This is a genomic window from Hydrogenophaga sp. FG152 (genome assembly GCF_057809615.1).
The window spans coordinates 44,705-70,110 of the sequence record NZ_JBMDKH010000024.1; the positions used below are offsets into that span (position 1 = coordinate 44,705).

Below are 25,406 nucleotides of genomic sequence, written 5' to 3' on the forward strand. Positions count from 1 at the left end.
GTTCAACCAAATTCGGGACCGGCCAGAACAAACAGCCGGTCGTTGACAGAGGCGATGGGGGCCGCGCCGAGCGACATGCGCACGAACGAGCGCTGGCGCACGAAACCGGCCTGCTCCAGCCAGGCGCGCAACGCGGCCCAGCGTTCGGGCACATCAAGGAACACGCGGCCGCCGACACCGGCCAATGCGGCCTGCAGCAGCGAGAGCGCGGCGCTTTCGTCGTCGGCCACCAGCGGGCCGATCTGTGTGGCGCGGCGCCCTTCGCGGGCGATCACAAAACCGGTGCGCGCTGGCGACAGGCCCACGCGCGTGCCGGAGCGCTGCAAGAAATCGGCCAGCAGAAAACCCCGGCCGCAGCCGTTGGCCTGCGCGTCGAGCGCCGACACCACGGCCGCATCGGCCGGCGGCGCGGCGGCGCGCGCCCCGGTGGCGGCGACCGTGCCTTCCCAGCGCGCGAGCGCAAAACCGTCTTCGAAACCGATGCGCAGGTAGGCCTGCTGGCCGGCGGGCGTGGCGTCCAGCACCGGCGTGGCGCCGAGCGAGCGCAGGTGCGCCACGCAGCGCGCCATCAGCGCGGTGGCCAGGCCCTGGTGCCGCCAGGCCGGGTTCACCAGCACCATCGACACCCAGCCGATGCCACCGTCATACGGCAGCGCGGCGGCCGTGGCCACCAGCGGGCCCGCGTCACCGTCGCGCAGGCCGAAGACCCGGCCCTGCGTGGCGAACAGGCGCCAGTCGTCGGCGGTCTGGTTCCAGCCCGCCGCATCCGAGAGCGCGAGACCGTCCGGCACATCGGCCGGACCGAGGGTGACCGAAGTCAGTGCCTCAGAAGGCGCCATCCCGGACCTCGAACTTCGTCGGCTTGCCGTGCGCCGGCTGCTCGCGCTTGACCCAGTCGGCCACCCAGTCGAGCATGGCGCCCAGCGGCACCAGCGGGTAACCGAACAGCTTGCCCGCCAGCGTGGTGTCCGACAGCAGCGCGGTGGCCGCCTCCTGGCCACTCACCTGCGCCTTCACGCCCAGGCGCGCGGCGAACTCGTCCACCAGCCAGCGCACCGACAGGGTTTCGGGCCCGGTGCAGTTCACCGGCGTGGACGGCACCGTGCAGTGGCGCAGGCAGCGCAGCACCTGCGCGTTCGCGTCGCCCTGCCAGATCACGTTCACGTGGCCCATGGTCACGTCCACCGTCTCGCCGCGGTGCACCTTGGAAGCGATGTCGTACAGCACGCCGTAGCGCATGTCGATCGCGTAGTTGAGCCGGAAGATGCGGCCCGGCGTGCCGTGCTGGCCCGAGAAATACTCGAACATGCGCTCGCGCCCGATGCACGACTGCGCGTACTCGCCCAGCGGTGCGGGCGGCGTCTTCTCGCTCGCGCCCTGGCGGCCCACCGTGGTCAGCGGGTAGATGTTGCCGGTGGAGAAGCCGACGATGCGCGACTCGCGGAAGGTGTCGGCCACCAGGGCCGGCACGTGCGTGTTCATGGCCCAGGTCAGGGCCTGGTTGTCCTTGGCGCCGAACTTGTGGCCGGCCGCGAAGATGATGTTGGGCACGCGCGGCAGCGCTTCGATGGCGGCGCGGTCCAGCAGGTCGGCGGCGATGGTCTCGATGCCCCAGGCTTCCATGCGCTGGCGCACGGCGGGGTCGCTGAAGCGGGCCACGCCGATCACGCGCTTGTGCGGCGCGGCGTTCTTGGCCAGGCGCGCGAGCGTGGGGCCCATCTTGCCGGCCACGCCCAGGATCATGATGTCGCCGTCCACCTGCGCGAGGTCGTCGATCAGGGCCTGGCTCGGCCGCGACAGAAATTCCTCCAGCGCCTCGACCGACTCGAAACGAGCCGGCAGCTGCGCGGGATCCAGCAGTGTGACAACGTTGCCTGACATGGCATGACCCTTTTCTCAAACGCGATGGGGATGAGCATATGGGCGTGTCAACTCGGTGTCAACCGTTTGGTTGAAATCGGAGCAAAGGGTTTGCCCGGGGGGCGTGAGTGCCCTCGAATGGTGCGAAGCAATCAGGCCCGCAAACCGGCCATGGCAAAGGCCACGACGTGCGCGCGGTAGGCGCCCACCGCGTCGCCTGAAGAGAGATCGCGGCTGAAGATGGACGACAGCGTCAGGCGGTTGGAGAAGAAGAAGTACGACATGCCGGCGACCGAGATGTAGAGCTCCACCGGGTCGATGCCGCGGCGGAACACGCGGGCGCGGATGCCGCGCGCCAGCGTCTTGGCGATGAGATCGATCAGCGGCGAATTGGTGTCGCGGATCGCGCTGGAATCGCGCACGTGCCGCGCGCCCTGCGCGTTCTCGTGGTTGAGCAGGCCGATGAAATCCGGGTGCTCGGCGAGGTAGTCGAACGAAAATCCGATCAGCGTGGCCATGGCTTCCTCGGGCTGCATGTCGCCCAGCTTGAGGCTGCGCTCCTGCGTGCGGATCTCGGTGTAGACCACTTCGAGGGCAGCGCGGTAGAGGTCTTCCTTGCTGCCGAAGTAGTAGTAGATCAGCTGCTTGTTGACCCCGGCGCGGGCCGCGATTTCGTTCACGCGCGCGCCCGTCAGCCCCTTGGCGGAAAACTCCGCGCGGGCCGCCGCGAGGATCGCGGAACGGGCCGCGCTGCTGTCGGCATCGGCGGGGCTGGAAGCGGAAGCGCGGCGTGGTGGCATCGTGGGTCTGCGGCTGGCTGGGCGATGGGGCGGATTATGTGCCCGCTCAAACCCACCGCAAGGTTTCAGGAACCCAGGTTGCCGTGGCCTGACTGTTGGCAGCGGCGACCTCGGTGGGTGGCCACAGCAGATCATCCAGCAGGGCCACCGTGTCTCCAAGGCTGGCTGCCGCAATGCGGTTCTTGCTCAGAAAAGCCTGCCACTGGCGCAGCTTGGCGCCGTCATCGCTGAACTGCCTGGTCAGTGCCAAGGGCCGCGCGGTGGGCAGTGCCGTCTGGCGCCGGGCGAAGGTGGCGGCGATGGCTGCGGCCAACGTGGCGCCATCCAGTTTCGTGCGCCGGGCAATCACCGCGAGGTCGAAGAAGTCCTTCATGCGGCTGTTCGCCTGCCCCAGCATCACCATGGCCTGGTACTTCTCGGCGATCACGGTGTAGACCGGATACACGCGCAGCGTGGGGGCCGGGAAGTCCCCCAGCAAGGTGGGATACGCCACGGTCTGCGGTTCCGGCGTCACGGCATCACCGAAGCCCACGTCGATCTGCAGGGCGCAGCGCGCGGAGCCCAGGCGCGCCACCAGTGTGATGCGGGTGCCACCGTAGGTGTTGTCTTCGCGAATCGCATTGGCCTTCACGGAGTCGGGGTCAAACACCATGCCATCGCCCAGGTCCATGGCGGCGACTTCGCGGAAGGTGGCGATCAGATCGGCATCATCGTCGGGGCCGAAGCCCAACAGGTCGGCATCCCTTGTCGGGCGATGCGGAACGCCGTACCACAGCGCAAAGAGCAGCGCGCCTTTGAGCAGGAAGCGGTCGGCAAAAGGAGACACGCTGACGCGAGCCAGCAGACGCTCCATGCCAAACCGGTTGAGCAGCAGGTTGTAGTCATCACCCCGCTGCTTGGCGAGTGTCAGCAGCCGTGCCAGGATGGATGCGGAGCGGTTGCCCGTCATTGCGCCACCGCCTCCAGGTAGGGCTGCATGACACGCTCGACCCGGTTGATCCTGGCGAAGTGGCCCAGCTCGGCCATGGTGACCTTTCGGCTGCGCCAGGCATCTTTGAGCGCCTCCAGCGCCACGTCCAGGCCAATCTTGTTGCGGAACTTGAAGCAGTCGGTCACCGTCTTGGCCGCGCTGTACACGCGGATGGGCGCCCCGTGGTCGGTCACGGTCTGGATGCCCTCGCTGTAGGCAGCGCCACGCAGGCGCGTGATGCGCAGCGTCGGGTAGCTCAGTACTGGTGTCTGCGTGGCCTCGGGCAGCGCGATCCACACATCGTGCGGCAGTTGCGTGCCGATCTCGTGGAATTGCAGCGCACTCAGCAGGCACACCACGGCCTTTGGCACACGCTGGCAGACCTCGACCAGTGTCTGATGTTCGGTGACTTCGGCGTCGGGCAGCCCGTAGAGGCCGCGGGCGAACCGCTGCAGCTCGCCTGCATGGTGAAGCCGGATCAGAAGCTGTGGCGACCAGCCATGCTCGCGCACATCCGCTGCCCGCAGCACGCGCTGGCGCCGGGCGAGTTCGAGGATGTGGTCAGACTGGTTCATGAGAACGCCAAGTTTAATATCCGCATTACTTTTGTTCAAGTAATGCGGATTTCAAACAGACAAGGTTTTGCTCGCCCCGCCTGACTCAATCGGCCAGTTGCTTCGCGCTTTCACGCAGACCGTCGAAGATGCTTTGTGACACCCGCTCGGAAAAGCCCGGCGGCAGCAGGCTCGACACGATCTCGATGGCCGGGTCGACCTGGGAAAGCGTTTCCTCGATCAGCGGCTCCATGTCGGCGGCATGGCCGAGCTTCCTCGCCGTCTGGTTGAAATGGCGCCGCATGATCTGCGCGCACTTGTAGTGCTTGCCACTCGAACCCCTGACCGCCATCGCCAACTTCAGTTCGTGTCTCGTCCACTGGTTCGGCCCGTCACCCACCGCAGGCCAGGCCGACAGCACGTCGTACAGCGGCGTGAGGTGGAACCCGTTGTTGGGCAGCAAGGCGATGCTGAAGTTCTTCGCGTGCCCATCGATGGCGCGAAGCATCCAGAAGAGCAATTGGGCCTTGAGCAACGTGGCCATGTCTTCTTCGGGCGTCTGCGACTGCCGCAAGATGGTGGCGAGTTCTTCAAGGCCCGGGCCGCCGTCGCTCTCGTACTTCTTTTCCGGGGGCACGGCATGGACCTGGCAAAAGTCCTCTTGCGGCAAACGCAGCAGCCACTGGCCGCTCTCGGAGGGTGTGCGGTCAAAGCGCTCCACCGCCAGCACGCGCTGCCGACCGAACTGCTCGATGCTGGCCATGGCCGCGTCCAGGCCGAAGGCGCGCATCAGGGCCAGGCACAACCATTCGTTGTCCACCGAGTGTGTGAAGTCCACCTTGCGCGGACCGATAACGCCCAGCGGCAGCTTCAGGATGTGCGTGGTGGGCGGCTGCTTGAGCCCAGGCTCTGTGAAAGCAAGGTAGCAGCGAGGCTCTTGGTGGTGGCGGGCATCTCTGCTGACATGTACTCGTCTCGCTTCCATTTGCTGATCTGGGCCGGCGACACGCCCAGACGCGTGGCGAGATCCTTCTGACGACACTTCAAGACTTCCAATGCCAGCGTCACAAGAGATGCATTGCTCATGGTGATGTCCATAGAAAAATGACAAAGGGCAGACAGTTTACTTAATTTTTCGAACTTCTACTTAACAATCTTCCGAGCGCCGTATACGGTCGTAAGCCCGCTCCTATGGGTTTGCAGCCCAGCGTGGAGAAAGTGCCAGACAACATTCCACATTGACCTCCTCTTCGGCAACGTTGTTTCCACGACGACGAAACGCCGCACCGGGCTTACGCCAAATCCCGCGCCGCACCCCAACAAAAACAACCACTTAACCGCGCTCCCCAGGGTATTCCCGGACATGGAGCGGGCTGGCTCACGACTTGCAAAGCAGCGTCGCCCCCGCCCCCAACAAAGCACCGGAGACAACCCGTCATGGAAACCTTCTACGAGGTCATGCGCCGCAAAGGCATTTCGCGCCGCAGCTTTCTCAAATACTGCTCGCTCACGGCCACCTCGCTAGGGTTGGCGCCGTCCTTTGTGCCGCAGATCGCGCACGCCATGGAAAACAAGCCGCGCACCCCGGTGCTGTGGCTGCACGGGCTGGAATGCACCTGCTGCACCGAATCGTTCATCCGCAGCGCCCACCCGCTGGCCAAGGACGTGGTGCTTTCCATGATCTCGCTGGACTACGACGACACGCTGATGGCCGCCGCCGGCCACCAGGCCGAGGCGATCCTCGAAGAGATCATGACGAAGTACAAGGGCCAGTACATCCTGGCCGTGGAAGGCAACCCGCCGCTGAACGAAGACGGCATGTTCTGCATCCAGTCGGGCAAGCCTTTCGTTGAAAAGCTCAAGCACGTGGCGAAGGACGCCAAGGCCATCATCGCCTGGGGTTCGTGCGCTTCCTGGGGTTGCGTGCAGGCGGCCAAGCCGAACCCGACGCAGGCCACGCCGATCCACAAGGTGATCACCGACAAGCCGATCATCAAGGTGCCGGGCTGCCCGCCGATTCCCGAGGTGATGACGGGCGTCATCACCTACATGCTCACCTTCGACCGCGTGCCCGAGCTGGACCGCCAGGGCCGCCCGAAGATGTTCTACAGCCAGCGCATTCACGACAAGTGCTACCGCCGCCCGCATTTCGACGCGGGCCAGTTCGTGGAGGCGTGGGACGACGAGTCCGCGCGCAAGGGCTATTGCCTCTACAAGGTGGGCTGCAAGGGCCCCACCACCTACAACGCCTGCTCCACCGTGCAGTGGAACGAGGGCACGAGTTTCCCCATCAAGGCGGGCCACGGTTGTATTGGCTGCTCGGAAGACGGCTTCTGGGACAAGGGTTCGTTCTACGACCGCCTGACCGACATCCACGCCTTCGGCATCGAGGCCAACGCCGACCAGATCGGCGCCACCGCCGCCGGCGTGGTGGGCGCGGCCGTGGCGGCGCATGCCGCGATCTCGGTGGCCAAGCGCGCCCGCGACACCCGCAAGACGGACGCACCCGCCAGCCACTGACGCCACCACACAACTAGAACGACAACGAGGAACACAAGATGGGTGCTTACGAAACTCAAGGCTTCCGCATGGACAACACGGGCCGGCGCATCGTCGTCGACCCGGTGACGCGCATCGAAGGCCACATGCGCTGCGAGGTGAACCTCGACAGCAACAACGTGATCCGCAACGCGGTCTCCACCGGCACCATGTGGCGCGGGCTGGAGGTGATTCTGAAAGGCCGCGACCCGCGCGACGCCTGGGCGTTCGTGGAACGCATCTGCGGCGTGTGCACCGGCTGCCACGCGCTCACCTCGGTGCGCGCGGTGGAAGACGCGCTGGGCATCAGGATCCCGCTGAACGCCCACCTGATCCGCGAGATGATGGCCAAGACGCTGCAGGTGCACGACCACGCGGTGCACTTCTACCACCTGCACGCGCTGGACTGGGTGGACGTGGTCTCGTGCCTGAAGGCGGACCCGAAGAAGACCAGCGAGCTGCAGCACATCGTGTCGCCCTCGCACCCGCTGTCGTCGCCGGGCTACTTCCGCGATGTGCAGAACCGGCTCAAGAAGTTCGTGGAGAGCGGCCAGCTCGGCCCCTTCGCCAACGGCTACTGGGGTTCCAAGGCCTATGTGCTGCCGCCCGAGGCCAACCTGATGGCGGTGACGCACTACCTGGAGGCGCTGGACCTGCAGAAGGAATGGGTGAAGGTGCACACCATCTTCGGCGGCAAGAACCCGCACCCGAACTACCTGGTGGGCGGCGTGCCCTGCGCGATCAACATCGACGGCAACGGCGCGGCCGGCGCCCCGATCAACATGGAGCGGCTGAACTTCGTGCAGGCCCGCATCCAGGAGATGATCGATTTCAACAACAACGTCTACATCCCGGACGTGCTGGCCATCGGCACCATCTACAAGCAGGCCGGCTGGCTGTACGGCGGCGGTCTGTCGGCCACCAACGTGGCGGACTACGGCACGTATGAGAAGGTGCCTTACGACCACAGCACGCACCAGCTGCCCGGTGGCGTGATCCTGAATGGCGACTGGAACAAGATCCACGAGATCGACCCGCGCGACCCCGAGCAGGTGCAGGAGTTCGTGACGCACAGCTGGTACAAGTACGGCGACGAGACCAAGGGCCTGCACCCCTGGGACGGCGTGACCGAGGCCAACTACACGCCCGAAGGCCCGAACTTCAAGGGCACGCGCACCAAGATCGAAAACCTCGACGAGTCGGCCAAGTACTCATGGATCAAGTCGCCGCGCTGGCGCGGCCACGCGGTGGAGGTGGGTCCGCTCTCGCGCTACATCCTGGGCTATGCGCACGCGATGCAGGGCAACAAGTTCTGCCAGCGCGTGAAGCAGCAGGTGGACGAATCGGCGGTGGCGATCAACAGCGCCATCCCGAAAGCGCTGGGCATGCCCGAGACCAAGTACAGCGCCAAGCAGCTGCTGCCCACCACCATCGGCCGCACGCTGGCGCGCGCGCTGGAAAGCCAGTACGCCGCCGAGATGATGATGGACGACTTCAAGCAGCTGGTCGGCAACATCAAGGCCGGCGACACCAGCACCGCCAACATCGAGAAGTGGGACCCGAGCACCTGGCCGAAGGAGGCCAAGGGCGTGGGCACGGTGGCCGCGCCGCGCGGCATGCTGGGCCACTGGATCCGCATCAAGGACGGCAAGATCGAGAACTACCAGTGCGTGGTGCCCACCACCTGGAACGGCTCACCGCGCGACCACAAGGGCCAGATCGGCGCCTTCGAGGCCTCGCTGATGAACACGCCCATGGTCAACCCCGAGCAGCCGCTGGAGATCCTGCGCACGCTGCACAGCTTCGACCCCTGCCTGGCCTGCTCCACCCACGTGATGAGCGAAGACGGCCAGGAGATGAGCCGGGTGACGGTGAGATGACCCCCCTGCGACGCTTCGCGTCTTCCCCCCAAGGGGGGACGCACCTGGTGGCCCGGCAAAGCCGGTTCCACGGGTGCCCTGGACACGAGCGCCGCACCGCCATGAACACAACGAGGAGAACAACGATGAAGACACAGACGACGCGCGGCCTGATCGCCGCCACCTTGCTGGCCGGCGCGGCCGGCGCCGCGCAGGCCCACACGGGCCATGGCACCAGCAGCCTGTTCGAGGGCCTGGTGCATCCCTTCGGGCCCGACCACCTGCTGGCCATGGTGGCCGTGGGCGTGTGGTCGGTCTCGGCGCTGCCGGCTTCCAGGGCCTGGCAGGGCCCGGCCACCTTCCTGCTGGCGCTCATCGTCAGCGCCACGCTGGGCATGCTCGGTTTCACGGTGCCTTACCTCGAACACGGCGTGTCGCTCTCGGTGGTGCTGTTCGGCGGCATGCTGCTGCTCGCGCGCCGCGCCACGGTGTCGCCGGCCATCGGCCTGGGGCTGATCGCGGCCGCCGCCTCGCTGCACGGCCTGGCGCACGGTTCCGAAACGCCCGAGAGCGGTTTCGCCGGTTACGCGGTGGGCTTCCTCTTCACCACCGCGCTGCTGCACATCGGCGGCGTGGGCATCGGCCTGGGCATCAAGCGCTGGCTCGCCGAGCGCAGCGGCTGGGCGCTGGGTGGCCTGGGCGCGCTGCTGAGCGCCGCCGGCCTGTACCTCTTCGGTCAGCTCGCGGCCTGACGCGGCAGCACCCCCCTCTTTCAAGGAGGTCACCATGTCCACCCCATCCACCACGGCGCCGCACGCCAACGCCGACGCGCTCGAACTGCAGCAGGGCCAGACGATCCGCTCGGTCTATGTGTACGAGGTGCCGGTGCGCCTCTGGCACTGGATCAACGCGCTGTCGATCACCGTGCTGTGCGTCACCGGCTATTTCATCGGCCAGCCGCTGCCCACCATGCCGGGCGAGGCCAGCGCGCACTACCTCATGGGCTACATCCGCTTCGCGCACTTCGCGGCGGGCTACATCATGGCCGTGGGCCTGGTGGCGCGCGCCTACTGGGCGCTGGTGGGCAACCACCACGCCAAGGAGCTGTTCTGGGTGCCGATGTTCCAGAAGGCGTACTGGCAAGAGGTGTTCAACATGCTGCGCTGGTACCTGTTCCTGATCCCCAAGCCCAACCAGTACGTGGGCCACAACCCGCTGGCGCGCTTCGCGATGTTCGGCTTCTACCTGATGCTGTCGATCTTCATGATCGTCACCGGCTTCGCGCTGTACAGCGAGGGCTCGCAGGCCGGCTCGTGGCAGGACCACCTGTTCGGCTGGGTGATCCCGCTCATGGGCCAGAGCCAGGACGTGCACACCTGGCACCGCCTGGGCATGTGGGGCATCGTCACCTTCGTGCTGCTGCACATCTACGCAGCGATCCGCGAAGACATCATGGGCCGCCAGAGCATCGTGAGCACCATGATCTCGGGCCATAGAACCTTCAAGGAATGAAGGTGAAACGCGCAGCCGCCTTCAAGCTCGCCTCGGCCATCCCGCCGGTGGGCGTGCCGCTGCGCGTGCCCACGCACCCGGGGCGGCTGCTGGCGCGCACCTGCCTGCGGCCGCTCTCGCTCAACCAGAGCGAGGCCGCGCGGCTGCTGGGCCTGTCGCGCCGCCGGCTGCACGAGCTGGTGCACGGCCAGCGCGCGATGTCGCCCGACACCGCGATCCGCTGCGCGCGCGTGTTCCAGGTGGACGCCGCCTTCTGGCTCGCGCAGCAGGCCGCCTGGGACAGCTTCCACGCCTGGAAGCGCCTGCGCGCGGCCGCCTCCCTCCCCCACTGATTTCCCGGAGTTCCCGCATGCGCCCCATTTCGCCTGAAAACGCCTGTCACCCCGGTAGTGACACCCCGCCTTCCTCCATCTGCGTGCTCGGCATCGGCAACCTGCTGTGGGCCGACGAAGGCTTCGGCGTGCGCTGCGTGGAAGCGCTGCAGCAGCGCCACGCCTTCGCGGCCCACGTGTCGCTGGTGGACGGCGGCACGCAGGGCCTGTACCTCATCCAGCACGTGCAGGAAGCCGACTGTCTGCTGATCTTCGACGCGATCGACTACGGCCTGGCCCCGGGCACGCTGAAGCTGGTGCGCGACGACGAAGTGCCGCGCTTCCTGGGCGCGAAGAAGATGAGCCTGCACCAGACCGGTTTTCAGGAAGTGCTGTCGCTCGCGCAGCTCACCGGCAAGTACCCCGCGCAGGTGCTGCTGATCGGCTGCCAGCCGCAGGAGCTGGAGGACTACGGCGGCAGCCTGCGCCCGGTGGTGAAGGCCGCGATGGACGAAGCCCTGGCGCTGGCCGTGGCCGAGATCGCGCGCTGGGGCGGTGAGCCCACGCCGCGCCGCGAGCCGCTGAGCGGGCGCGAGACCGTGACCATGGACGAGCTCGCGCTCGCCGCCTACGAAACCCAGCGCCCATCCTCGCAAGCGGCCTGCCGCGAAGGCGACGAGCGCTTCTTCCCGAAAGAGACGGCCTGAGATGTGCATCGGCATGCCCATGCAGGTCACGGCCATCGAGCCCGGCCACGCGCTGTGCGAAGGCCGGGGTGAGCGCCGCCGCGTCAACACCGCGCTGGTGGGGGATGTGGCGCCGGGCGACTGGCTGCTGGTGTTCCTGGGCGACGCGCGCGAGCGCATCGACGCCGAGCGCGCCAGCGAAGTGAACGCCGCGCTCGACCTCGTGCTGGGCGCCATGCAGGGCCAGAACGCCGACGGCGAGGCCGGCTTCGAGCTGCCTTCGCGCATGAGCGCCGAGCAATTGCGCCAGCTCGCCAACGGTTGAATTTTTCAGGAGACGTTTTCATGAGCACCACAGAAACCCTTTTCCGCCCGCTGGCCGTCACCCCGCCCAGCACCGACCCGGCCGCGCCGCTGGTGATGCGCCTGGTGCGCGAGTTCGGCGCCGCGCTGGTGGACGAGACCAGCGTGGCCGACTGGGCCGCCCAGCCCGGCGACCGCGTGCTGCTGCTGGCCGGCGATGCCGTGCGCTTCCCCGAAGGCCAAGACGTGGCCGCCGTGCTGCCCGAACTGATGAAGGTGTTCCCCGGCCGCTTCGCGGTGGCCGCCGTGCCGCGCGAGAGCGAAGACGCGGTGGCACGCCGCTACGGCTCGCAGCGCTGGCCTTCGCTGCTGTTCTTCCGCAGCGGGCAATACGTCACCGCCATCGCCGGCATGCAGGACTGGGACGTGTACCTGCAAGGCGTGGACGCCGCGCTGCGCATGCCACCTTCGCGCCCGCCCACCATCGGCATTCCGGTCGTGAGCAAGACTTCTTCCAGCGACGCCGGCGGCTGCCACTGAACCCAAGGAAACCCCATGAAAGACTTTCCCATTCCGCTCGTGGCCCTGGGCCCTGGCACGCAACACGAAGACGAGTCGCTCGACTACCTGCCCCTGCCCAAGGACATGAGCACCTACCGCCCGCCGGTGCTGCCCGAGCCCGAGGAACTGCAGGGGCTGGACCAGGCGCGCGCCGCCTTGCAACAGGTGCTGGCCCTGCTGGAGCGCGGTGCCGAGGGAGGCGCCCCGGGCCTGGTGCCGCTGGGCCAGCTCGGCCCGCGCGACTTCCGCATCGTCAACCAGGTGCTGGGCGAGGGCGAGGCCAGCGCCATCGTGCAGCTGGGCGCGGGCAACCTCGAAGTGCGTGTGCAGGAATCGGTGTTCGCCGGCGTCTGGCGCCTCATGACCTGGCGCCACGAAGAGGGCCGTGATGCCGAGCTGGTGGACGACGCGATCGAGGTCGGCCCGGTGCCCTCGCTGTTCGCCGCCACCGCCGCCGAAGACGTGTGGGCCCACCCGCCGCAGTGGAACGGCCCGCTGCCGCCCAACGTGCAGAACGCACCGCTGCTGGTGGACGAGATCCGCGACCAGGTGGCGCGCTGGCAGCCGGGCCAGGTCTCGCACGTGGTCAACCTCACGCTGCTGCCCGTCACGCCCGAGGACATCGGCTTCCTGGACCACCAGCTGGGCACCGGCCGCGTGCTCATGCTTTCTCGCGGTTATGGCAACTGCCGCATCTCCAACACGCGCCTGCCGAACTGCTGGCGCGTGGTGTACTACAACTCCATGGACAAGGTGATCCTCAACACGGTGGAGGTGGTGGACATGCCCGAGGTGGCGATGGCCGCACCCGAAGACCTGCGCGACTCTCATGAACGCCTGCACGAGGTGATGGCCTGGCTGGAGGCGGCATGAGCGGCGAGCACTTCGAGGGTTTCGAAGGTTCCTACCTCGGCAACCGCGAGGTGCTGCAACCCGGCTCGCGCCTCGAATGCAAGATCTGCTGGTGGGTCTACGACCCCGCCGTGGGCGACCCACAATGGCAGATCCCCGCCGGCACACCCTTCGCCGACCTGCCTTCGCACTGGCGCTGCCCGAATTGCGATTGCGAGCCCGATCAGTTTTTGTTGTTGCCATGATGAACCGCGTGCAAGCCCTCGAAGACTTCTACCGGCATGTGCAGGCCGAACGCATGCAGGGCGTTCCGCTGCTCAACGCCGCGCTGTGCGTGGAGGCGGTGGGCTTCGAGTGGGCGAGCACCGAACAGGACGAGGACCCCGTGGCCGAAGGCGTGCTGATCACGCCCTGGTTCATGAGCCTGGTGCGCCTGCCCGCGCAAGCACTGCCGCACGGCGGCCAGGTGGGCCGCAGCTTCGTGCGCGGCTTCGGCTGCGAGCGTTTTGATTTCATCGGCGCGCACGACCCCGCCATCGGCTACCACGAGACCTGCGCGCTGTTCTCGCCCATGGGCGAATTCGGCACGCAGGCCCTGGCGCGCGAGACCGCGCGCGAAGCGCTGGCGCTGACCCGACCCGCGCCGCCGGTGGTGCCCCCGCCGATGCCCGCGCGCCGGGCCTTTTTCCTGGGAGGTCGGGCATGAACGGCATGGCCCCCGCCGGCCTGCAGGACCTGGCCGGCAGCCTGCACATCCGCCCCGGCGCGCCGCCGCCGCTGGGCCTGCTGAACACGCGGCAGGACTGGGCCGCGCGCATGGGCCACGGCGTGCCGGTGGCACGCCTGCCCGGGCTCATGGGCAGCCTGTTCAACCTCTGCAGCCACGCGCACCGCCTGTGCAGCCAGCTCGCCATCGAGGCCGCCGCGCCCGGCCTGCTGCCGCCCTCACCCGGCGTGGCCGAGCTGCTGCGGCGCGAGACCGCGATGGAGCACGTGCGCCGCATCGGCCTGGACTGGCCGCGCCTGCTGGCCGCCGACCCCGCCGAGCGCGGCGCCCATGCCGCGAGCGCGCTGGCCGCGCTGCGCCACTGGCCCGCCCCCACGCAGACCGCGCCCGACCCCTGGCCGGCGCTGCGCGACTGGTTGCAGCACACGCTGCTGCACCGGCCGCCGGCGGACTGGCTGGCGGCCTGGCAGGCCGGCGGCCCCGACTGGCTGCACACCTGGAGCCGCCGCCACCGCGACCACTGGTTGCCCGCGCTGGTGGCCGGCGCGCGCAGCGGTGCCGACGGCATCGCACCGCTCTCGCCGGCCGGCGCGCTGCGCCCGCACGCCGAGCCGCCCGGCCTGGGCATGCTGGGCGCCACGCTCGCGCTCAAGCCGGCCTTCGCCCTGCGCCCGCAGTGGAACGGCGCCTGCGCCCACACCGGCCCCTGGTCGCGCCTGGCCGGCGCGGCCGACGACGCCCCGCTCTCGCCCTGGGCCTTGCTGGGCAGCCGCCTGGCCGAGCTGGCTCGCCTGTCGCTCGACGACGGTGGCGACAGCTGGCTGGACTGGGGCGCCGTGGCCACCGGCCCGAGGCGTGGCCTGGCCTGGGTGGAGATGGCGCGCGGCCTGCTGGTGCACCAGGTCGAGGTGGACCCGGCCTCGCAGCGCGTGCTGGCCTGCCGCGTGGTCGCGCCCACCGAATGGAACTTCCACCCGCAGGGCGAGGTGGCGCAGCGCCTGGCCCGGCTCGACCCGGACCTGCCCGAGGCCGCGCTCGCGCGGCGCGTGCACCTGCTGGTGGCCGCCTTCGACCCCTGCGTGCCCTTCGCCATCGAGCACCTCGCGCGCGCCCAGGAGGTGGACCATGCATGAAGCCAGCCTGGCCGGCGGCGTGCTCCAGCTGGTGGAAGAGACGGCCGCGCGCGAAGGCTTCCAGCGCCTGCTGGCGCTGCGGCTCGAAGCGGGCCAGCTCGCGGGCGTGGACGTGCGCGCGCTGCGCTTCGCGCTGGAGGCGCTGGCCCCCGGCACGCTGCTCGAAGGCGCGGCGATCGAGATTGAAGAACCCCCGGGCCAGGCCTGGTGCCTGGGCTGCTCGCAGACCGTGGCCCTGGCCCAGCGCGGCGACGCCTGCCCGTCTTGCGGCAGCTTCCATTTGCAGCCGACCGGTGGCGCCGAATTGCGCGTGCTGGACATGCAAGTGGCCTGACATGAAACTCCCCCTGCGCCGCTTCGCGGCTTCCCCCTCTCTCGCCTTCGGCGGGAGGGGGACCGCACCCGCGGCCCGGCAAAGCCGGTTCCGCGGTGCGTCTGGACGGCGACCCACCACCGCCTCAATCAATATCAACAAGGAGACCGACCATGTGTGTCGTATGTGGATGCAGTGAGCACGACGCCACCGTGGCGCCGGCCGCGCTGCAGGTGAACCCCGCCAACGGCGACCTGCACTTCGGTGCCGGCGCCGCGCGCGTCTCGGTGCCCGGCATGAGCCAGGCGCGCGCCATCAAGCTGGAGACCGACATCCTCGGCGCCAACAACCGCGTGGCCGCACACAACCGCGCGCACTTCCACGCGCACGGCGTGACCGCGCTCAACCTGGTCTCCAGCCCGGGCTCGGGCAAGACCACGCTGCTGTGCGCCACCATCGAAGCGCTCAAGGCGCGCACGCCCGGCCTGCACGTGGCGGTGATCGAGGGCGACCAGCAGACCAGCTTCGACGCCGACCGCATCCGCGCCACCGGCGCGCCCGCGATCCAGGTCAACACCGGCAAGGGCTGCCACCTCGACGCGCCCATGGTGGCCGAGGCCTTCGCGCGGCTGCACTCGCACCACGGTGATCACCATGACCACGATCACCACCATCACCACCACGACGAGCACAGCCTGCTGTTCATCGAGAACGTGGGCAACCTGGTGTGCCCTGCCGTGTGGGACCTGGGCGAGGCCGCCAAGGTGGCCATCCTCTCGGTGACCGAGGGCGAGGACAAGCCGCTGAAGTACCCCGACATGTTCGCCGCCGCCTCGCTGATGGTGCTCAACAAGACCGACCTGCTGCCGCACGTGCGCTTCGACGTGGCGCGCTGCATCGAACTGGCGCGGCGCGTGAACCCGGGCATCGAGGTGATCCAGCTCAGCGCCACCACCGGCGACGGCATGGACGCCTGGTTGCACTGGCTGGACCACCAGATGCACCACGACCACGATCACCACGCCCACGCATGATGGCCACCACCCCCGTGCTCGCCTGCGGCGCCTGGCTGAAGAACGCCGCGTGCCTGCTCGACGCGCAGGGCCGCGCGCACTGGACGGCGGTGCACGGCGACCTGAGCGACCCGGCCGCCTGCGCCGCGCTTGAGGCCTCGGCCCGCGCGCTGCTGGAACAGCACGGGCCGGTGGCGGCGGTGGCGCACGACCTGCACCCGGATTTCTTCAGCAGCCGCCTGGCGATGGACCTGGCCGAGTCGCTGGGCGTGCCCGCCATCGGTGTGCAGCACCACCATGCGCACATCGCGGCCGTGGTGGCCGAGCAGGGCATCGAAGGCCCGGTGATCGGCCTGGCGCTCGACGGCGTGGGCCTGGGCGATGACGGCCAGGCCTGGGGCGGTGAACTGCTGCTGGTGGACGGCGCGCGCTGCCAGCGCCTGGGCCACCTGCACCCGCTGGCCTTGCCCGGCGGCGACCGCGCCGCGCGCGAACCCTGGCGCATGGCCGCCAGCGCCCTGCATGCGCTGGGCCGGGGCGCGGAGATCGCACCGCGCTTCGCGCCCGTGGTGGGCGAGGCCACGGCCAGCGGCGTGCAGCAGATGCTGGCGCGCGCGCTGAACTGCCCACCCACCAGCAGCGCCGGGCGCTGGTTCGACGCGGCCGCCGCGGCGCTGGGCCTGAGCGTGCGCCAGACCGAGGAAGCCGAGGCCGCCATCGCGCTCGAAACCGCCGCCGCGCGCTGGCTCGCCTTGCACCCGGCACAGCCGCCCCTGCCCGCGTCGCTGGTGGACCTGCTCACCGACGCCTTGCCCGATGGCCAGCGCCGGCTCGACCTGCGCGGCCTGTTCGCCGCGCTGCTCGACGTGCGCACCGACCGCGTGGACGAGGCGGCGGCGGGTTTTCACATCGCGCTGGCCGATGCGCTGGCGCACTGGGCCACGCGCGCCGCGCGCGACCACGGCAGCATCACCGTGTGCCTGGGCGGCGGCTGCTTCTTCAACCGCCTGCTGCGCGAGCGCGTGACCGAGCGCCTGCGCAGCGCAGGCCTTGGCGTGCACCTGCCCGGCACCCACGGCTGTGGCGACGCCGGGCTGGCCCTGGGCCAGGCCTGGGCGGCCGCGCGCCAGCTCGAATGCACCGCTTCCGTTCAGAACACGCCCCACGAAAAGGAAACCGAACCATGTGCCTAGCCATCCCCGCGCGGCTGGTGGAGCTGCGGCCACACGACCAGGCGGTGGTCGACCTCGGCGGCATCCGCAAGGAAATCTCCATTGCCCTGGTGGCCGATGTGCAGGTCGGCGACTACGTGATCGTGCACGTGGGCCACGCCATCGGCACCATCGACCCTGAAGAGGCGGAGCGCACGCTGGCGCTGTTCGCCGAGATGGTCCGTTTGAACGAGGAGGCCACACCGTGAAGTACATCGACGAATTCCGCGACGGTGACATCGCCAAGCAGATCGGCGCGCGCATCGCGACCGAGGCCCACCCCGACCGCACCTACAGCTTCATGGAGTTCTGCGGCGGCCACACGCACGCGATCTCGCGCTACGGCGTGATGGAGCTGCTGCCGCCCAACGTGAAGATGGTGCACGGCCCGGGCTGCCCGGTCTGCGTGCTGCCCATCGGCCGCATCGACCAGGCGATCGGCCTGGCGCTCGCGCAGGGCGCCATCGTCTGCACCTACGGCGACACCATGCGCGTGCCGGCGTCGGAAAGCCTCTCCCTCATCCGGGCCAAGGCGCGCGGCGGTGACATCCGCATGGTGTATTCGGCCGCCGATGCACTGGCCCTGGCGCGCCAGAACCCGCAGCGCGAGGTGGTGTTCTTCGCCATCGGCTTCGAGACCACCACACCGCCGACCGCGCTCACCATCCAGCTCGCGCAGCGCGAAGGCCTCACCAATTTCAGCGTGCTGTGCTGCCACGTGCTCACGCCTTCGGCCATCACGCACATCCTGGAATCGCCCGAGGTGCGCGAGTACGGCACCGTGCCCATCGACGGTTTCGTGGGCCCGGCGCACGTGAGCATCGTGATCGGCGCCGGCCCCTACGAGCACTTCGCCGAGGAATACCGCAAGCCGGTGGTGATCGCCGGTTTCGAGCCGCTGGACGTGATGCAGGCCATCCTGATGCTGGTGCGCCAGGTCAACGAAGGCCGCGCCCACGTGGAAAACCAGTTCAAGCGCGCCGTCACCAGCGAGGGCAACCTCAAGGCGCAGGCGCTGGTGTCGGAGGTGTTCGAGCTGCGGCCCAGCTTCGAGTGGCGCGGCCTGGGCGAGGTGCCCTACAGCGCGCTGAAGATCCGCGAGGCCTATGCCGATTTCGACGCCGAGCGTCGCTTCTCGCTGAGCTACCGCCCGGTGGCCGACAACAAGGCCTGCGAGTGCGGCGCGATCCTGCGCGGCGTGAAGAAGCCGACCGACTGCAAGATCTTCGGCACCGTGTGCACGCCCGAGAACCCGGTGGGCTCGTGCATGGTGTCCAGCGAAGGCGCCTGCGCGGCGCACTACGCCTACGGGCGTTTCCGAGATGTACAGGCGGTCACCCCCTGCGCCGCTTCGCGGCCTCCCCCTCTCTCGCCTTCGGCGGGAGGGGGACGGCACCCGAGGCCCGGCAAAGCCGGTTCCTCGGTGCCTCTGGATGGCGCTCCGGAGGCTTTGGAAAGCTGACATGAAAAAAGACTACACGCGACCACTGGACATCAAACACGGTCGCATCGACATGGGCCACGGAGCGGGCGGCAAGGCCGCCGCGCAGCTGATCGAAGAGCTGTTCCTCGCCGCCTTCGACAACCCCTGGCTGCGCCAGGGCGACGACGGCGCGGTGCTGCCCCTGCCCGCGCTCGACCCCGGCCAGGGCCGGCTGGTGGTCGCGACCGACGCCCACGTGGTCTCGCCGCTGTTCTTCCCCGGCGGCGACGTGGGCTGCCTCTCGGTGCACGGCACGGTCAACGACGTGGCCATGTCCGGCGCCACGCCGCTGTGGCTGAGCGCGAGTTTCATCCTGGAAGAAGGCTTCCCGCTGATCGAGCTGCAGCGCGTGGTGCGCTCCATGGCACAGGCCGCGCGCGAGGCCGGCGTGCCCATCGTCACCGGCGACACCAAGGTGGTGGAAAAAGGCAAGGGCGACGGCGTGTTCATCAGCACCACCGGTATCGGCATCGTGCCGCCGGGCGTGGACATCAGCGGGCGCAACGCGCGCGCGGGCGACGTGCTGCTGCTCTCGGGCACCATCGGCGACCACGGCGTGGCCGTGCTCTCGCAGCGCGAATCGCTGGCCTTCGAGACCACCATCGAAAGCGACACCGCGGCGCTGCACACGCTGGTGGCCGCCATGCTCGCGGCCGCGCCGGGCGCGGTGCGCGTGCTGCGCGACCCCACGCGCGGCGGCCTGGCCACCACGCTCAACGAGATCGCGCGCCAGTCCGGCGTGGGCATGCTGCTGCAGGAAGCCGCCATCCCGGTGAAGCCGCAGGTGGACGCGGCCTGCGAGTTGCTCGGGCTGGACCCGCTCTATGTCGCCAACGAAGGCAAGCTGGTCGCGGTGTGCGCGCCCGAGGCGGCCGAGGCCGTGCTCGCCGCGATGCGCGCCCACCCGCTGGGCGCCGAGGCTGCGCGCATCGGCGAGGTGACGGCCGACCCGCACCACTTCGTGCAGATGGCCACGCGCTTCGGTGGACGCCGCGTCGTCGATTGGCTCAGCGGGGAGCAACTGCCCCGGATCTGTTGATGCGCATCCTGCTGCTGTGCCACAGCTTCAACAGCCTCACGCAGCGGCTGTTCGCCGAGCTGCGCGCGCGCGGCCACCAGCTGAGCGTGGAGCTGGACATCAACGACCGCGTGACCGAAGAGGCGGTGGCGATGTTCCAGCCCGATCTGCTGATCGCGCCCTTCCTGAAACGCCGCATCCCGGCCAGCGTGTGGCAGGCACTGCCCTGCCTGGTGGTGCACCCGGGCCCGCCGGGCGACCAGGGCCCGAGCGCGCTGGACTGGGCGGTGCTGCGCGGCGAGCGCGACTGGGGCGTGACGGTGCTGCAGGCCAACGCCGAGTTCGACGCCGGCCCGGTGTGGGCGCACGCGGCCTTTCCATTGCGCCAGGCGGCCAAGGGCAGCCTGTACCGGCGCGAGGTCACGCAGGCCGCGCTGGCCGCCACGCTGGCCGCCGTGCAGCGTTTCCAGAACGGCGAGCGGGTGGGCGATGCGCCGCCGCCCGCGTTGTGGCGCCCCGCGATGCGCCAGGCCGACCGCGCGATTCACTGGGCGGACCACACCACGGCCGAGGTGCTCGCGCGCCTGCGCTGCGCGGACGGCCAGCCCGGCGTGCTCGACGCGCTCTGGGGCCAGGCCTGCCACCTGATGGATGGGCATGCGGCGTCCGGCAGCGTGATGTCGGGTTTCCCGGATGCGGCCCCGGGCGACCTGCTGGCCGTGCGCGACGGCGCGCTGCTGCGCCGCACGCGCGACGGCGGCGTGTGGATCGGCCATGTGCGACGGGCCGATGCCGCGGCCGGCTTCAAGCAGGTCGCGGCACAGGCCTTCGCCACCGAGGCCACCGCGCTCCCCGAATTGCCCGCGCCGCTGCAACGGCCCGAGGACGAGTGGGGCGAGCTGCGCTACACCGAGCACGGCCCCGAGGGCGCGCGCGTGGGCTGCCTGCATTTCGACTTCCACAACGGCGCCATGTCCACCGGGCGCTGCGAGCGCCTGCGCGCGGCCTGGCTGGCGGTGCGCGAGCGGCCACTGAAAGTGCTGCTGCTGATGGGCGGCGAGGACTTCTTCAGCAACGGCATCGACCTCAACGCCATCGAAGCCGCCGCCCACCGCAGCGGCGACAGCGCGGCCGACGCCTCGTGGCGCAACATCCAGGCCATGAACGACCTGGCCCTGGCCGTGATCGAGACCACCGACTGGCTCACGGTGAGCCTGCTGCGCGGCAACGCGGGCGCGGGCGGCGCCTTCCTCGCGCTCGCGGCCGACGAGGTCTGGGCGCACGAGGGCGTGGTGCTCAACCCGCACTACAAGAACATGGGCAACCTGTACGGCTCGGAGTACTGGACCTACCTGCTGCCGCGCCGCCTGGGCGAGGCGGGCGCGCAGGCGCTGATGCGCCAGCGCACGCCGCTGCGCGCGCTCGACGCCTGGCACATGACGCTGATCGACCACTGCGACGAGGCCGGCCGCGAGGGCTTCGAGGACCGCTGCCTGCAGCGCGCGCTGGCGCTCGCGGCCTCCTACAATCTGCCGCAGAGGCTGGCGGCCAAACAGGCCACCCGCGAGCGCGACGAAGCGCGTCGCCCGCTGGCCCACCACCGCGAACAGGAACTCGCGCGCATGCACCGCAATTTCTACGGCTTTGATCCCAGCTACCACGTGGCGCGCCACCATTTCGTGCACAAGCTGCCGCACGCGTGGACGCCCCGGCACCTGGCCGTGCACCGATGAACGCCCCCTTTCCCGCCGACGTGCTGCCCACCGTGCTGGTGGTGGACGACGAGGTGCGCTCGCAGGACGCGATGCGCCGCACGCTGGACGAGGACTTCACCGTGTTCACCGCCAGCAGCGCCGACGAGGCGCGCGGCCTGCTCGAACGCCAGCCGGTGAGCGTGATCCTGTGCGACCAGCGCATGCCCGGCATGACCGGCGTGAGCTTCCTCAAGGAAGTTCGCGAGCGCTGGCCCGACGCGGTGCGCATGGTGATCTCGGGCTACACCGACAGCGAGGACATCATCGCCGGCATCAACGAGGCCGGCATCTACCAGTACATCCTCAAGCCCTGGGCGCCCGACCACCTGCTGGACTCGGTGCGCAACGCGGTCGAGGCGCAGGCCCTGCAGCGCCAGACCAGCCGGCTCGACCTGGAGCTGCGCACCAGCACCGGCGTGCTGCGCCAGCGCACCGCCACGCAGATCGACCGCGCGCGCGCCAGCTTCGGTTTCGAGCGCATCGTGCGTGCGCCCGGCAGCCCGCTGGACGGCGTGTGCGCGATGGCGCAGCGCGTGGCGCGCTACGACCTTTCGGTGCTGGTGCTCGGCGAATCGGGCACCGGCAAGGAGCTGCTGGCGCGCGCGATCCACTACGCCTCGCCGCGCCTGACCGGCCCCTTCGTGGTGGAGAACTGCGCCGCCATTCCCGACACGCTGCTCGAATCCGAGCTGTTCGGCCACAAGCGCGGCGCCTTCACCGGCGCCTACGAAGACCACCCCGGCCTGTTCCAGCGCGCGCACGGCGGCACGGTGTTCCTCGACGAGATCGGCGAGACCTCGCCGGCCTTCCAGGTGAAGCTGCTGCGCGTGCTGCAGGAAGGCGAGGTGCGGCCCGTGGGCGGCGCGCGCCCGGTGCCGGTGGACGTGCGCGTGATCGCCGCCACCCACCGCGACCTGGAACAGCGCGTGCGCGAAGGCCTGTTCCGCGAAGACCTGTACTACCGCCTCGCGGGCGTGAGCATCACCGTGCCGCCGCTGCGCGAGCGCGCGGCCGACATCGCGCCCATCGCCCGCCAGCTGCTGCAGGACGTGGCGCACGAACTCGGCCACCCCGGCGCCACCCTGCCCGACGCCACGCTGGCCTGCCTGCTGGCCTACCCTTGGCCCGGCAACATCCGCGAGCTGCGCAACGAGATCGCGCGCGCGCTCGCGCTGCAGGACGGCAGCGCACTCGAAGCCGCCGCCTTTTCGGCCCGCGTGCTGCAGGGCCACGGCCAGGGCGGCGACGACCTGCAGGCCGCCCTGCCCACCAGCGGCACCCTGGCCGAGCGGCTGGACGTGATCGAAGCCATGGTGCTGCGCGAGACGCTGCAGCGGCACCGCTGGAACAAGACCCGCGTGGCGCAGGAGCTGGGCCTCTCGCGCGTGGGCCTGCGCGGCAAGATGCAGCGCCTCGGCCTGGAGAAATGACATGGCACTGAACGTCCTTTGGCTCCAGAGCGGTGGGTGCGGTGGTTGCAGCATGTCGCTGCTCTGCGCGGACACGACCGACTTCCAGGGCCACCTGCGCGACGCGGGTGTGAACCTGCTGTGGCACCCCTCGCTGTCGATGGAAAGCGGCGACGAGCTGCTGGACCTGCTGGACGCGGTGCTCGATGGCCGCACCCGGCTCGACGCACTGTGCGTGGAGGGCTCGCTGCTGCGCGGGCCCAACGGCACCGGGCGCTTCCACATGCTGGCCGGCACGCAGCTGCCGATGATCGAATGGGTCAAACGCCTGAGCGCGCGCGCGAAGCACGTGCTGGCCGTGGGCAGTTGCGCGGCCTGGGGCGGCATCACGGCGGGTGGCGACAACCCCACCGACGCCTGCGGCCTGCAGTACGAGGACGACGAGGTGGGCGGCCTGCTGGGCGCGGCCTTCCGCTCGGCCAGCGGCCTGCCGGTGATCAACATCGCGGGCTGCCCCACCCACCCGAGCTGGGTGATCGACACGCTGATGGCACTGGCCGCCGACGGCTTCGGTGCCGGCGAGCTCGACCCGTTGAACCGACCGCGCTTCTACGCCGACCAGCTGGTGCACCACGGCTGCACGCGCAACGAGTACTACGAGTTCAAGGCCAGCGCGGAAAAGCCGTCGGACCTGGGCTGCATGATGGAGCACATGGGCTGCAAGGGCACGCAGGTGCACGCCGACTGCAACACGCGGCTCTGGAACGGCGAAGGCTCGTGCACGCGCGGGGGTTATGCCTGCATCGCCTGCACCGAGCCCGGCTTCCAGGAGCCGGGCCACCCCTTCCACGAAACGCCCAAGCTCGCCGGCATCCCCATCGGCCTGCCCACCGACATGCCCAAGGCCTGGTTCGTCGCACTGGCCTCGCTCTCCAAGAGCGCCACGCCCAAGCGCGTGAAGCACAACGCCGTGGCGGACCATCTGGTGGTGACGCCTGCGGTGCGCAAGACAAGGCTGAAATGACGCGCCTGCTCGTTGGCCCTTTCAACCGCGTCGAGGGTGATCTCGAAGTCCAGCTCGACGTGCAGGGCGACCGCGTGGCCTCGGCCCAGGTCAACGCCACCATGTACCGGGGTTTCGAGCAGATCCTGCAGGGCAAGGCGCCGCACGACGCGCTGGTGTACGTGCCGCGCATCTGCGGCATCTGCTCGGTGTCGCAGTCGGTGGCCTCGGCGCGCGCGCTGGCCGCGCTCGGCGGCATCGCCATGCCGGCCAACGGCCAGCACGCGAGCAACGTGATCCTGGCGACCGAGAACCTGGCCGACCACCTCACGCACTTCTACCTGTTCTTCATGCCGGACTTCACGCGCCCGGTGTACGCGGCCCACGCCTGGCACGCCGAGGCGGTGCGCCGCTTCGCGCCGAACCACGGCGAGCAGGTGCGCGCGGCCACGGCGGCGCGCCAGCGCTGGCTCACGCTGCTGGGCACGCTGGGCGGCAAATGGCCGCACACGCAGTCCATCGAGCCGGGCGGCTCCACGCGGCCGATCGACGCGGCCGAGCGCGTTCGCCTGCTCTCGCGCGTGCGCGAGTTCCGCGCCTTCCTGGAGCGCCAGCTGTTCGCGGCGCCGCTGGAGGCCGTGACCGCCATCGCCAGCGAAGACGCGCTGTGGGACTGGCACGCAAAGGACCCGCTGGGCAGCGACCTGCGCTTCTTCCTCACCCTGGTGCGCGACCTGCAACTGCAGACCCTGGGCCCCGGCCCGGGCCGTTACCTGAGCTACGGCGCCTACGCCCAGCCCGGGGGCGGCTTCGCCCTGCCCGGTGGCGTGTGGCGCGCCGACACCGCGCGGCTGGAGGCGGTGGACGCGGCGGCCATCACCGAAGACGCCACGCACGCCTGGCTGGCCGACGGCGCCGGCCCGCTGCACCCGCTGGTGGGCCAGACGAAGCCCGACCCCGACAAGGCGCGCGGCTACACCTGGAACAAGGCACCGCGCTTGGCCGGCGAGGTGGTGGAGACCGGCGCGATCGCACGCCAGCTCGCGGCCGGCCACCCGCTGGTGCGCGACGCCGTGGCGCGGCACGGCGGCAACGTCTACACCCGCGTGCTGGCGCGCGCGCTCGAACTCGCGCGCGTGGTGCCGCTGATGGAAGACTGGCTGGGCGCGTTGCGGCCCACCGAGCCGTTCTGCGTGCCATCGGACATGCCCGACGAGGGCAGCGGCATGGGCCTGTCGGAAGCGGCACGCGGCAGCCTGGGCCACTGGGTGGTGGTGCGGCGCGGGCGCATCGCCAACTACCAGATCGTCGCGCCCACGAGCTGGAATTTCTCGCCGCGCGACGCGGCCGGCACGCCCGGTGCGCTGGAGCAGGCGCTGGTGAACGCGCCGGTGCGCGAGGGCGAGAAGACGCCGGTGGCGGTGCAGCACATCGTGCGCTCCTTCGACCCCTGCATGGTCTGCACGGTGCACTAGATATGGACACCCCCCTGCGCCGCTTCGCGGCTTCCCCCCTCCGTGGCGCGCCTTCGGCGCT

Annotated in this window: 29 protein-coding genes; 22 read left to right on the forward strand and 7 right to left on the reverse strand. The window is 69.7% G+C overall.

The features are described from left to right. Positions 1–2 precede the first annotated feature (2 nt). The 7 genes from ACODTB_RS23280 to ACODTB_RS23310 all read right to left on the reverse strand — a co-directional run bounded on the left by ACODTB_RS23280 (position 3) and on the right by ACODTB_RS23310 (position 5,270). The gene (locus tag ACODTB_RS23280; RefSeq protein ID WP_291120877.1) at positions 3–839 is read right to left on the reverse strand and encodes a GNAT family N-acetyltransferase; all 837 of its coding nucleotides are present in this window, start codon (positions 837–839) and stop codon (positions 3–5) included. Next, complete coding sequence (locus ACODTB_RS23285; protein ID WP_291120876.1) at positions 826–1,881, reverse strand: NAD-dependent epimerase/dehydratase family protein; 1,056 nt, start codon at positions 1,879–1,881, stop codon at positions 826–828. The genes ACODTB_RS23280 and ACODTB_RS23285 overlap by 14 nt, the downstream gene beginning before the upstream one ends. A 131-nt stretch (positions 1,882–2,012) precedes the next feature. Continuing rightward, positions 2,013–2,660 carry a TetR/AcrR family transcriptional regulator gene (locus tag ACODTB_RS23290; protein ID WP_291120874.1) on the reverse strand — a complete coding sequence of 216 codons (648 nt, stop codon included), beginning with the start codon at positions 2,658–2,660 and terminating at the stop codon, positions 2,013–2,015. Positions 2,661–2,706: 46 nt separating this feature from the next. Then, the gene (locus ACODTB_RS23295; protein WP_291120872.1) at positions 2,707–3,609 is read right to left on the reverse strand and encodes a nucleotidyl transferase AbiEii/AbiGii toxin family protein; all 903 of its coding nucleotides are present in this window, start codon (positions 3,607–3,609) and stop codon (positions 2,707–2,709) included. Then, the gene (locus ACODTB_RS23300; RefSeq protein ID WP_291120871.1) at positions 3,606–4,205 is read right to left on the reverse strand and encodes a type IV toxin-antitoxin system AbiEi family antitoxin domain-containing protein; all 600 of its coding nucleotides are present in this window, start codon (positions 4,203–4,205) and stop codon (positions 3,606–3,608) included. Before ACODTB_RS23300 ends, ACODTB_RS23295 begins: the two co-directional genes overlap by 4 nt. Positions 4,206–4,290: 85 nt before the next feature. Continuing rightward, a complete protein-coding gene (locus tag ACODTB_RS23305) occupies positions 4,291–5,022 on the reverse strand; it encodes a HipA domain-containing protein (RefSeq protein WP_488929807.1) in 732 nt (243 codons plus the stop codon). Between the two features lie 32 nt (positions 5,023–5,054). After that, positions 5,055–5,270, reverse strand: a complete 216-nt coding sequence (locus ACODTB_RS23310) for a helix-turn-helix domain-containing protein (RefSeq protein WP_488929808.1) — start codon at positions 5,268–5,270, stop codon at positions 5,055–5,057. A gap of 351 nt (positions 5,271–5,621) precedes the next feature. Here ACODTB_RS23310 and ACODTB_RS23315 point away from each other — a divergent pair, with 351 nt between their 5' ends. The 22 genes from ACODTB_RS23315 (at position 5,622) to ACODTB_RS23420 (ending at position 25,345) form a co-directional block, all read left to right on the forward strand. After that, a complete protein-coding gene (locus ACODTB_RS23315) occupies positions 5,622–6,704 on the forward strand; it encodes a hydrogenase small subunit (RefSeq protein ID WP_291111419.1) in 1,083 nt (360 codons plus the stop codon). Between the two features lie 38 nt (positions 6,705–6,742). After that, positions 6,743–8,602, forward strand: coding sequence for a nickel-dependent hydrogenase large subunit (locus ACODTB_RS23320; RefSeq protein ID WP_291111420.1), 1,860 nt, complete (start codon positions 6,743–6,745; stop codon positions 8,600–8,602). A gap of 125 nt (positions 8,603–8,727) precedes the next feature. Next, positions 8,728–9,333: a HupE/UreJ family protein gene (locus ACODTB_RS23325; RefSeq protein ID WP_291111422.1), complete on the forward strand. Its 606-nt coding sequence runs from the start codon at positions 8,728–8,730 to the stop codon at positions 9,331–9,333. A gap of 34 nt (positions 9,334–9,367) precedes the next feature. Then, positions 9,368–10,093: a Ni/Fe-hydrogenase, b-type cytochrome subunit gene (gene cybH / locus ACODTB_RS23330; protein ID WP_291111424.1), complete on the forward strand. Its 726-nt coding sequence runs from the start codon at positions 9,368–9,370 to the stop codon at positions 10,091–10,093. 2 nt (positions 10,094–10,095) lie between these two features. Beyond that, positions 10,096–10,425, forward strand: coding sequence for a HigA family addiction module antitoxin (locus tag ACODTB_RS23335; protein WP_291111426.1), 330 nt, complete (start codon positions 10,096–10,098; stop codon positions 10,423–10,425). A 17-nt stretch (positions 10,426–10,442) separates the two neighbouring features. Next, positions 10,443–11,111: a HyaD/HybD family hydrogenase maturation endopeptidase gene (locus ACODTB_RS23340; RefSeq protein WP_291111428.1), complete on the forward strand. Its 669-nt coding sequence runs from the start codon at positions 10,443–10,445 to the stop codon at positions 11,109–11,111. Between the two features lies 1 nt (position 11,112). Next, positions 11,113–11,415: a HypC/HybG/HupF family hydrogenase formation chaperone gene (locus tag ACODTB_RS23345; protein WP_291111429.1), complete on the forward strand. Its 303-nt coding sequence runs from the start codon at positions 11,113–11,115 to the stop codon at positions 11,413–11,415. A gap of 20 nt (positions 11,416–11,435) precedes the next feature. Next, complete coding sequence (locus tag ACODTB_RS23350; RefSeq protein WP_291111430.1) at positions 11,436–11,933, forward strand: thioredoxin domain-containing protein; 498 nt, start codon at positions 11,436–11,438, stop codon at positions 11,931–11,933. Between the two features lie 15 nt (positions 11,934–11,948). Then, entirely contained in the window at positions 11,949–12,827 is an 879-nt protein-coding gene (locus tag ACODTB_RS23355) for a hydrogenase expression/formation protein (RefSeq protein ID WP_291111432.1), read from the forward strand. Continuing rightward, positions 12,824–13,051 (forward strand): rubredoxin, encoded by a 228-nt coding sequence (locus ACODTB_RS23360; protein ID WP_291111433.1) that lies wholly within the window; start codon positions 12,824–12,826, stop codon positions 13,049–13,051. The genes ACODTB_RS23355 and ACODTB_RS23360 overlap by 4 nt, the downstream gene beginning before the upstream one ends. An 8-nt stretch (positions 13,052–13,059) precedes the next feature. Then, positions 13,060–13,512 (forward strand): [NiFe]-hydrogenase assembly chaperone HybE, encoded by a 453-nt coding sequence (hybE, locus tag ACODTB_RS23365; RefSeq protein WP_291111434.1) that lies wholly within the window; start codon positions 13,060–13,062, stop codon positions 13,510–13,512. Next, complete coding sequence (locus ACODTB_RS23370) at positions 13,509–14,666, forward strand: hypothetical protein (protein ID WP_291111435.1); 1,158 nt, start codon at positions 13,509–13,511, stop codon at positions 14,664–14,666. The genes hybE and ACODTB_RS23370 overlap by 4 nt, the downstream gene beginning before the upstream one ends. After that, the gene (locus tag ACODTB_RS23375; protein ID WP_291111436.1) at positions 14,659–15,000 is read left to right on the forward strand and encodes a hydrogenase maturation nickel metallochaperone HypA/HybF; all 342 of its coding nucleotides are present in this window, start codon (positions 14,659–14,661) and stop codon (positions 14,998–15,000) included. Before ACODTB_RS23370 ends, ACODTB_RS23375 begins: the two co-directional genes overlap by 8 nt. 152 nt (positions 15,001–15,152) lie before the next feature. Beyond that, on the forward strand, positions 15,153–16,013 hold the full coding sequence (gene hypB / locus ACODTB_RS23380) for a hydrogenase nickel incorporation protein HypB (protein ID WP_291111437.1): 861 nt from the start codon (positions 15,153–15,155) through the stop codon (positions 16,011–16,013). Beyond that, complete coding sequence (locus tag ACODTB_RS23385; protein WP_291111439.1) at positions 16,010–17,185, forward strand: Kae1-like domain-containing protein; 1,176 nt, start codon at positions 16,010–16,012, stop codon at positions 17,183–17,185. The genes hypB and ACODTB_RS23385 overlap by 4 nt, the downstream gene beginning before the upstream one ends. After that, entirely contained in the window at positions 17,176–17,412 is a 237-nt protein-coding gene (locus tag ACODTB_RS23390; protein ID WP_291111440.1) for a HypC/HybG/HupF family hydrogenase formation chaperone, read from the forward strand. The genes ACODTB_RS23385 and ACODTB_RS23390 overlap by 10 nt, the downstream gene beginning before the upstream one ends. Beyond that, a complete protein-coding gene (gene hypD, locus ACODTB_RS23395; protein WP_291111441.1) occupies positions 17,409–18,665 on the forward strand; it encodes a hydrogenase formation protein HypD in 1,257 nt (418 codons plus the stop codon). The genes ACODTB_RS23390 and hypD overlap by 4 nt, the downstream gene beginning before the upstream one ends. Before the next feature lies 1 nt (position 18,666). Next, positions 18,667–19,725, forward strand: a complete 1,059-nt coding sequence (hypE, locus tag ACODTB_RS23400) for a hydrogenase expression/formation protein HypE (RefSeq protein ID WP_291111442.1) — start codon at positions 18,667–18,669, stop codon at positions 19,723–19,725. Next, complete coding sequence (locus tag ACODTB_RS23405; RefSeq protein ID WP_291111443.1) at positions 19,725–21,437, forward strand: enoyl-CoA hydratase-related protein; 1,713 nt, start codon at positions 19,725–19,727, stop codon at positions 21,435–21,437. The genes hypE and ACODTB_RS23405 overlap by 1 nt, the downstream gene beginning before the upstream one ends. Then, the gene (locus ACODTB_RS23410; protein WP_291111444.1) at positions 21,434–22,888 is read left to right on the forward strand and encodes a sigma-54-dependent transcriptional regulator; all 1,455 of its coding nucleotides are present in this window, start codon (positions 21,434–21,436) and stop codon (positions 22,886–22,888) included. The genes ACODTB_RS23405 and ACODTB_RS23410 overlap by 4 nt, the downstream gene beginning before the upstream one ends. Before the next feature lies 1 nt (position 22,889). Continuing rightward, positions 22,890–23,891 carry an NADH-quinone oxidoreductase subunit B family protein gene (locus tag ACODTB_RS23415; protein ID WP_291111445.1) on the forward strand — a complete coding sequence of 334 codons (1,002 nt, stop codon included), beginning with the start codon at positions 22,890–22,892 and terminating at the stop codon, positions 23,889–23,891. After that, a complete protein-coding gene (locus tag ACODTB_RS23420; protein WP_291111446.1) occupies positions 23,888–25,345 on the forward strand; it encodes a nickel-dependent hydrogenase large subunit in 1,458 nt (485 codons plus the stop codon). Before ACODTB_RS23415 ends, ACODTB_RS23420 begins: the two co-directional genes overlap by 4 nt. Positions 25,346–25,406: the final 61 nt, after the last annotated feature.

Coding starts and splice junctions, on each gene's coding strand:
- ACODTB_RS23280 (WP_291120877.1), bottom strand. CDS start 839: ATGGCGCCTTCTGAGGCACTGACTTCGGTCACCCTCGGTCCGGCCGAT.
- ACODTB_RS23285 (WP_291120876.1), bottom strand. CDS start 1,881: ATGTCAGGCAACGTTGTCACACTGCTGGATCCCGCGCAGCTGCCGGCT.
- ACODTB_RS23290 (WP_291120874.1), bottom strand. CDS start 2,660: ATGCCACCACGCCGCGCTTCCGCTTCCAGCCCCGCCGATGCCGACAGC.
- ACODTB_RS23295 (WP_291120872.1), bottom strand. CDS start 3,609: ATGACGGGCAACCGCTCCGCATCCATCCTGGCACGGCTGCTGACACTC.
- ACODTB_RS23300 (WP_291120871.1), bottom strand. CDS start 4,205: ATGAACCAGTCTGACCACATCCTCGAACTCGCCCGGCGCCAGCGCGTG.
- ACODTB_RS23310 (WP_488929808.1), bottom strand. CDS start 5,270: ATGAGCAATGCATCTCTTGTGACGCTGGCATTGGAAGTCTTGAAGTGT.
- ACODTB_RS23315 (WP_291111419.1), top strand. CDS start 5,622: ATGGAAACCTTCTACGAGGTCATGCGCCGCAAAGGCATTTCGCGCCGC.
- ACODTB_RS23320 (WP_291111420.1), top strand. CDS start 6,743: ATGGGTGCTTACGAAACTCAAGGCTTCCGCATGGACAACACGGGCCGG.
- ACODTB_RS23325 (WP_291111422.1), top strand. CDS start 8,728: ATGAAGACACAGACGACGCGCGGCCTGATCGCCGCCACCTTGCTGGCC.
- cybH (WP_291111424.1), top strand. CDS start 9,368: ATGTCCACCCCATCCACCACGGCGCCGCACGCCAACGCCGACGCGCTC.
- ACODTB_RS23340 (WP_291111428.1), top strand. CDS start 10,443: ATGCGCCCCATTTCGCCTGAAAACGCCTGTCACCCCGGTAGTGACACC.
- ACODTB_RS23345 (WP_291111429.1), top strand. CDS start 11,113: ATGTGCATCGGCATGCCCATGCAGGTCACGGCCATCGAGCCCGGCCAC.
- ACODTB_RS23350 (WP_291111430.1), top strand. CDS start 11,436: ATGAGCACCACAGAAACCCTTTTCCGCCCGCTGGCCGTCACCCCGCCC.
- ACODTB_RS23355 (WP_291111432.1), top strand. CDS start 11,949: ATGAAAGACTTTCCCATTCCGCTCGTGGCCCTGGGCCCTGGCACGCAA.
- ACODTB_RS23360 (WP_291111433.1), top strand. CDS start 12,824: ATGAGCGGCGAGCACTTCGAGGGTTTCGAAGGTTCCTACCTCGGCAAC.
- ACODTB_RS23370 (WP_291111435.1), top strand. CDS start 13,509: ATGAACGGCATGGCCCCCGCCGGCCTGCAGGACCTGGCCGGCAGCCTG.
- ACODTB_RS23375 (WP_291111436.1), top strand. CDS start 14,659: ATGCATGAAGCCAGCCTGGCCGGCGGCGTGCTCCAGCTGGTGGAAGAG.
- hypB (WP_291111437.1), top strand. CDS start 15,153: ATGTGTGTCGTATGTGGATGCAGTGAGCACGACGCCACCGTGGCGCCG.
- ACODTB_RS23385 (WP_291111439.1), top strand. CDS start 16,010: ATGATGGCCACCACCCCCGTGCTCGCCTGCGGCGCCTGGCTGAAGAAC.
- ACODTB_RS23390 (WP_291111440.1), top strand. CDS start 17,176: ATGTGCCTAGCCATCCCCGCGCGGCTGGTGGAGCTGCGGCCACACGAC.
- hypE (WP_291111442.1), top strand. CDS start 18,667: ATGAAAAAAGACTACACGCGACCACTGGACATCAAACACGGTCGCATC.
- ACODTB_RS23405 (WP_291111443.1), top strand. CDS start 19,725: ATGCGCATCCTGCTGCTGTGCCACAGCTTCAACAGCCTCACGCAGCGG.
- ACODTB_RS23410 (WP_291111444.1), top strand. CDS start 21,434: ATGAACGCCCCCTTTCCCGCCGACGTGCTGCCCACCGTGCTGGTGGTG.
- ACODTB_RS23415 (WP_291111445.1), top strand. CDS start 22,890: ATGGCACTGAACGTCCTTTGGCTCCAGAGCGGTGGGTGCGGTGGTTGC.
- ACODTB_RS23420 (WP_291111446.1), top strand. CDS start 23,888: ATGACGCGCCTGCTCGTTGGCCCTTTCAACCGCGTCGAGGGTGATCTC.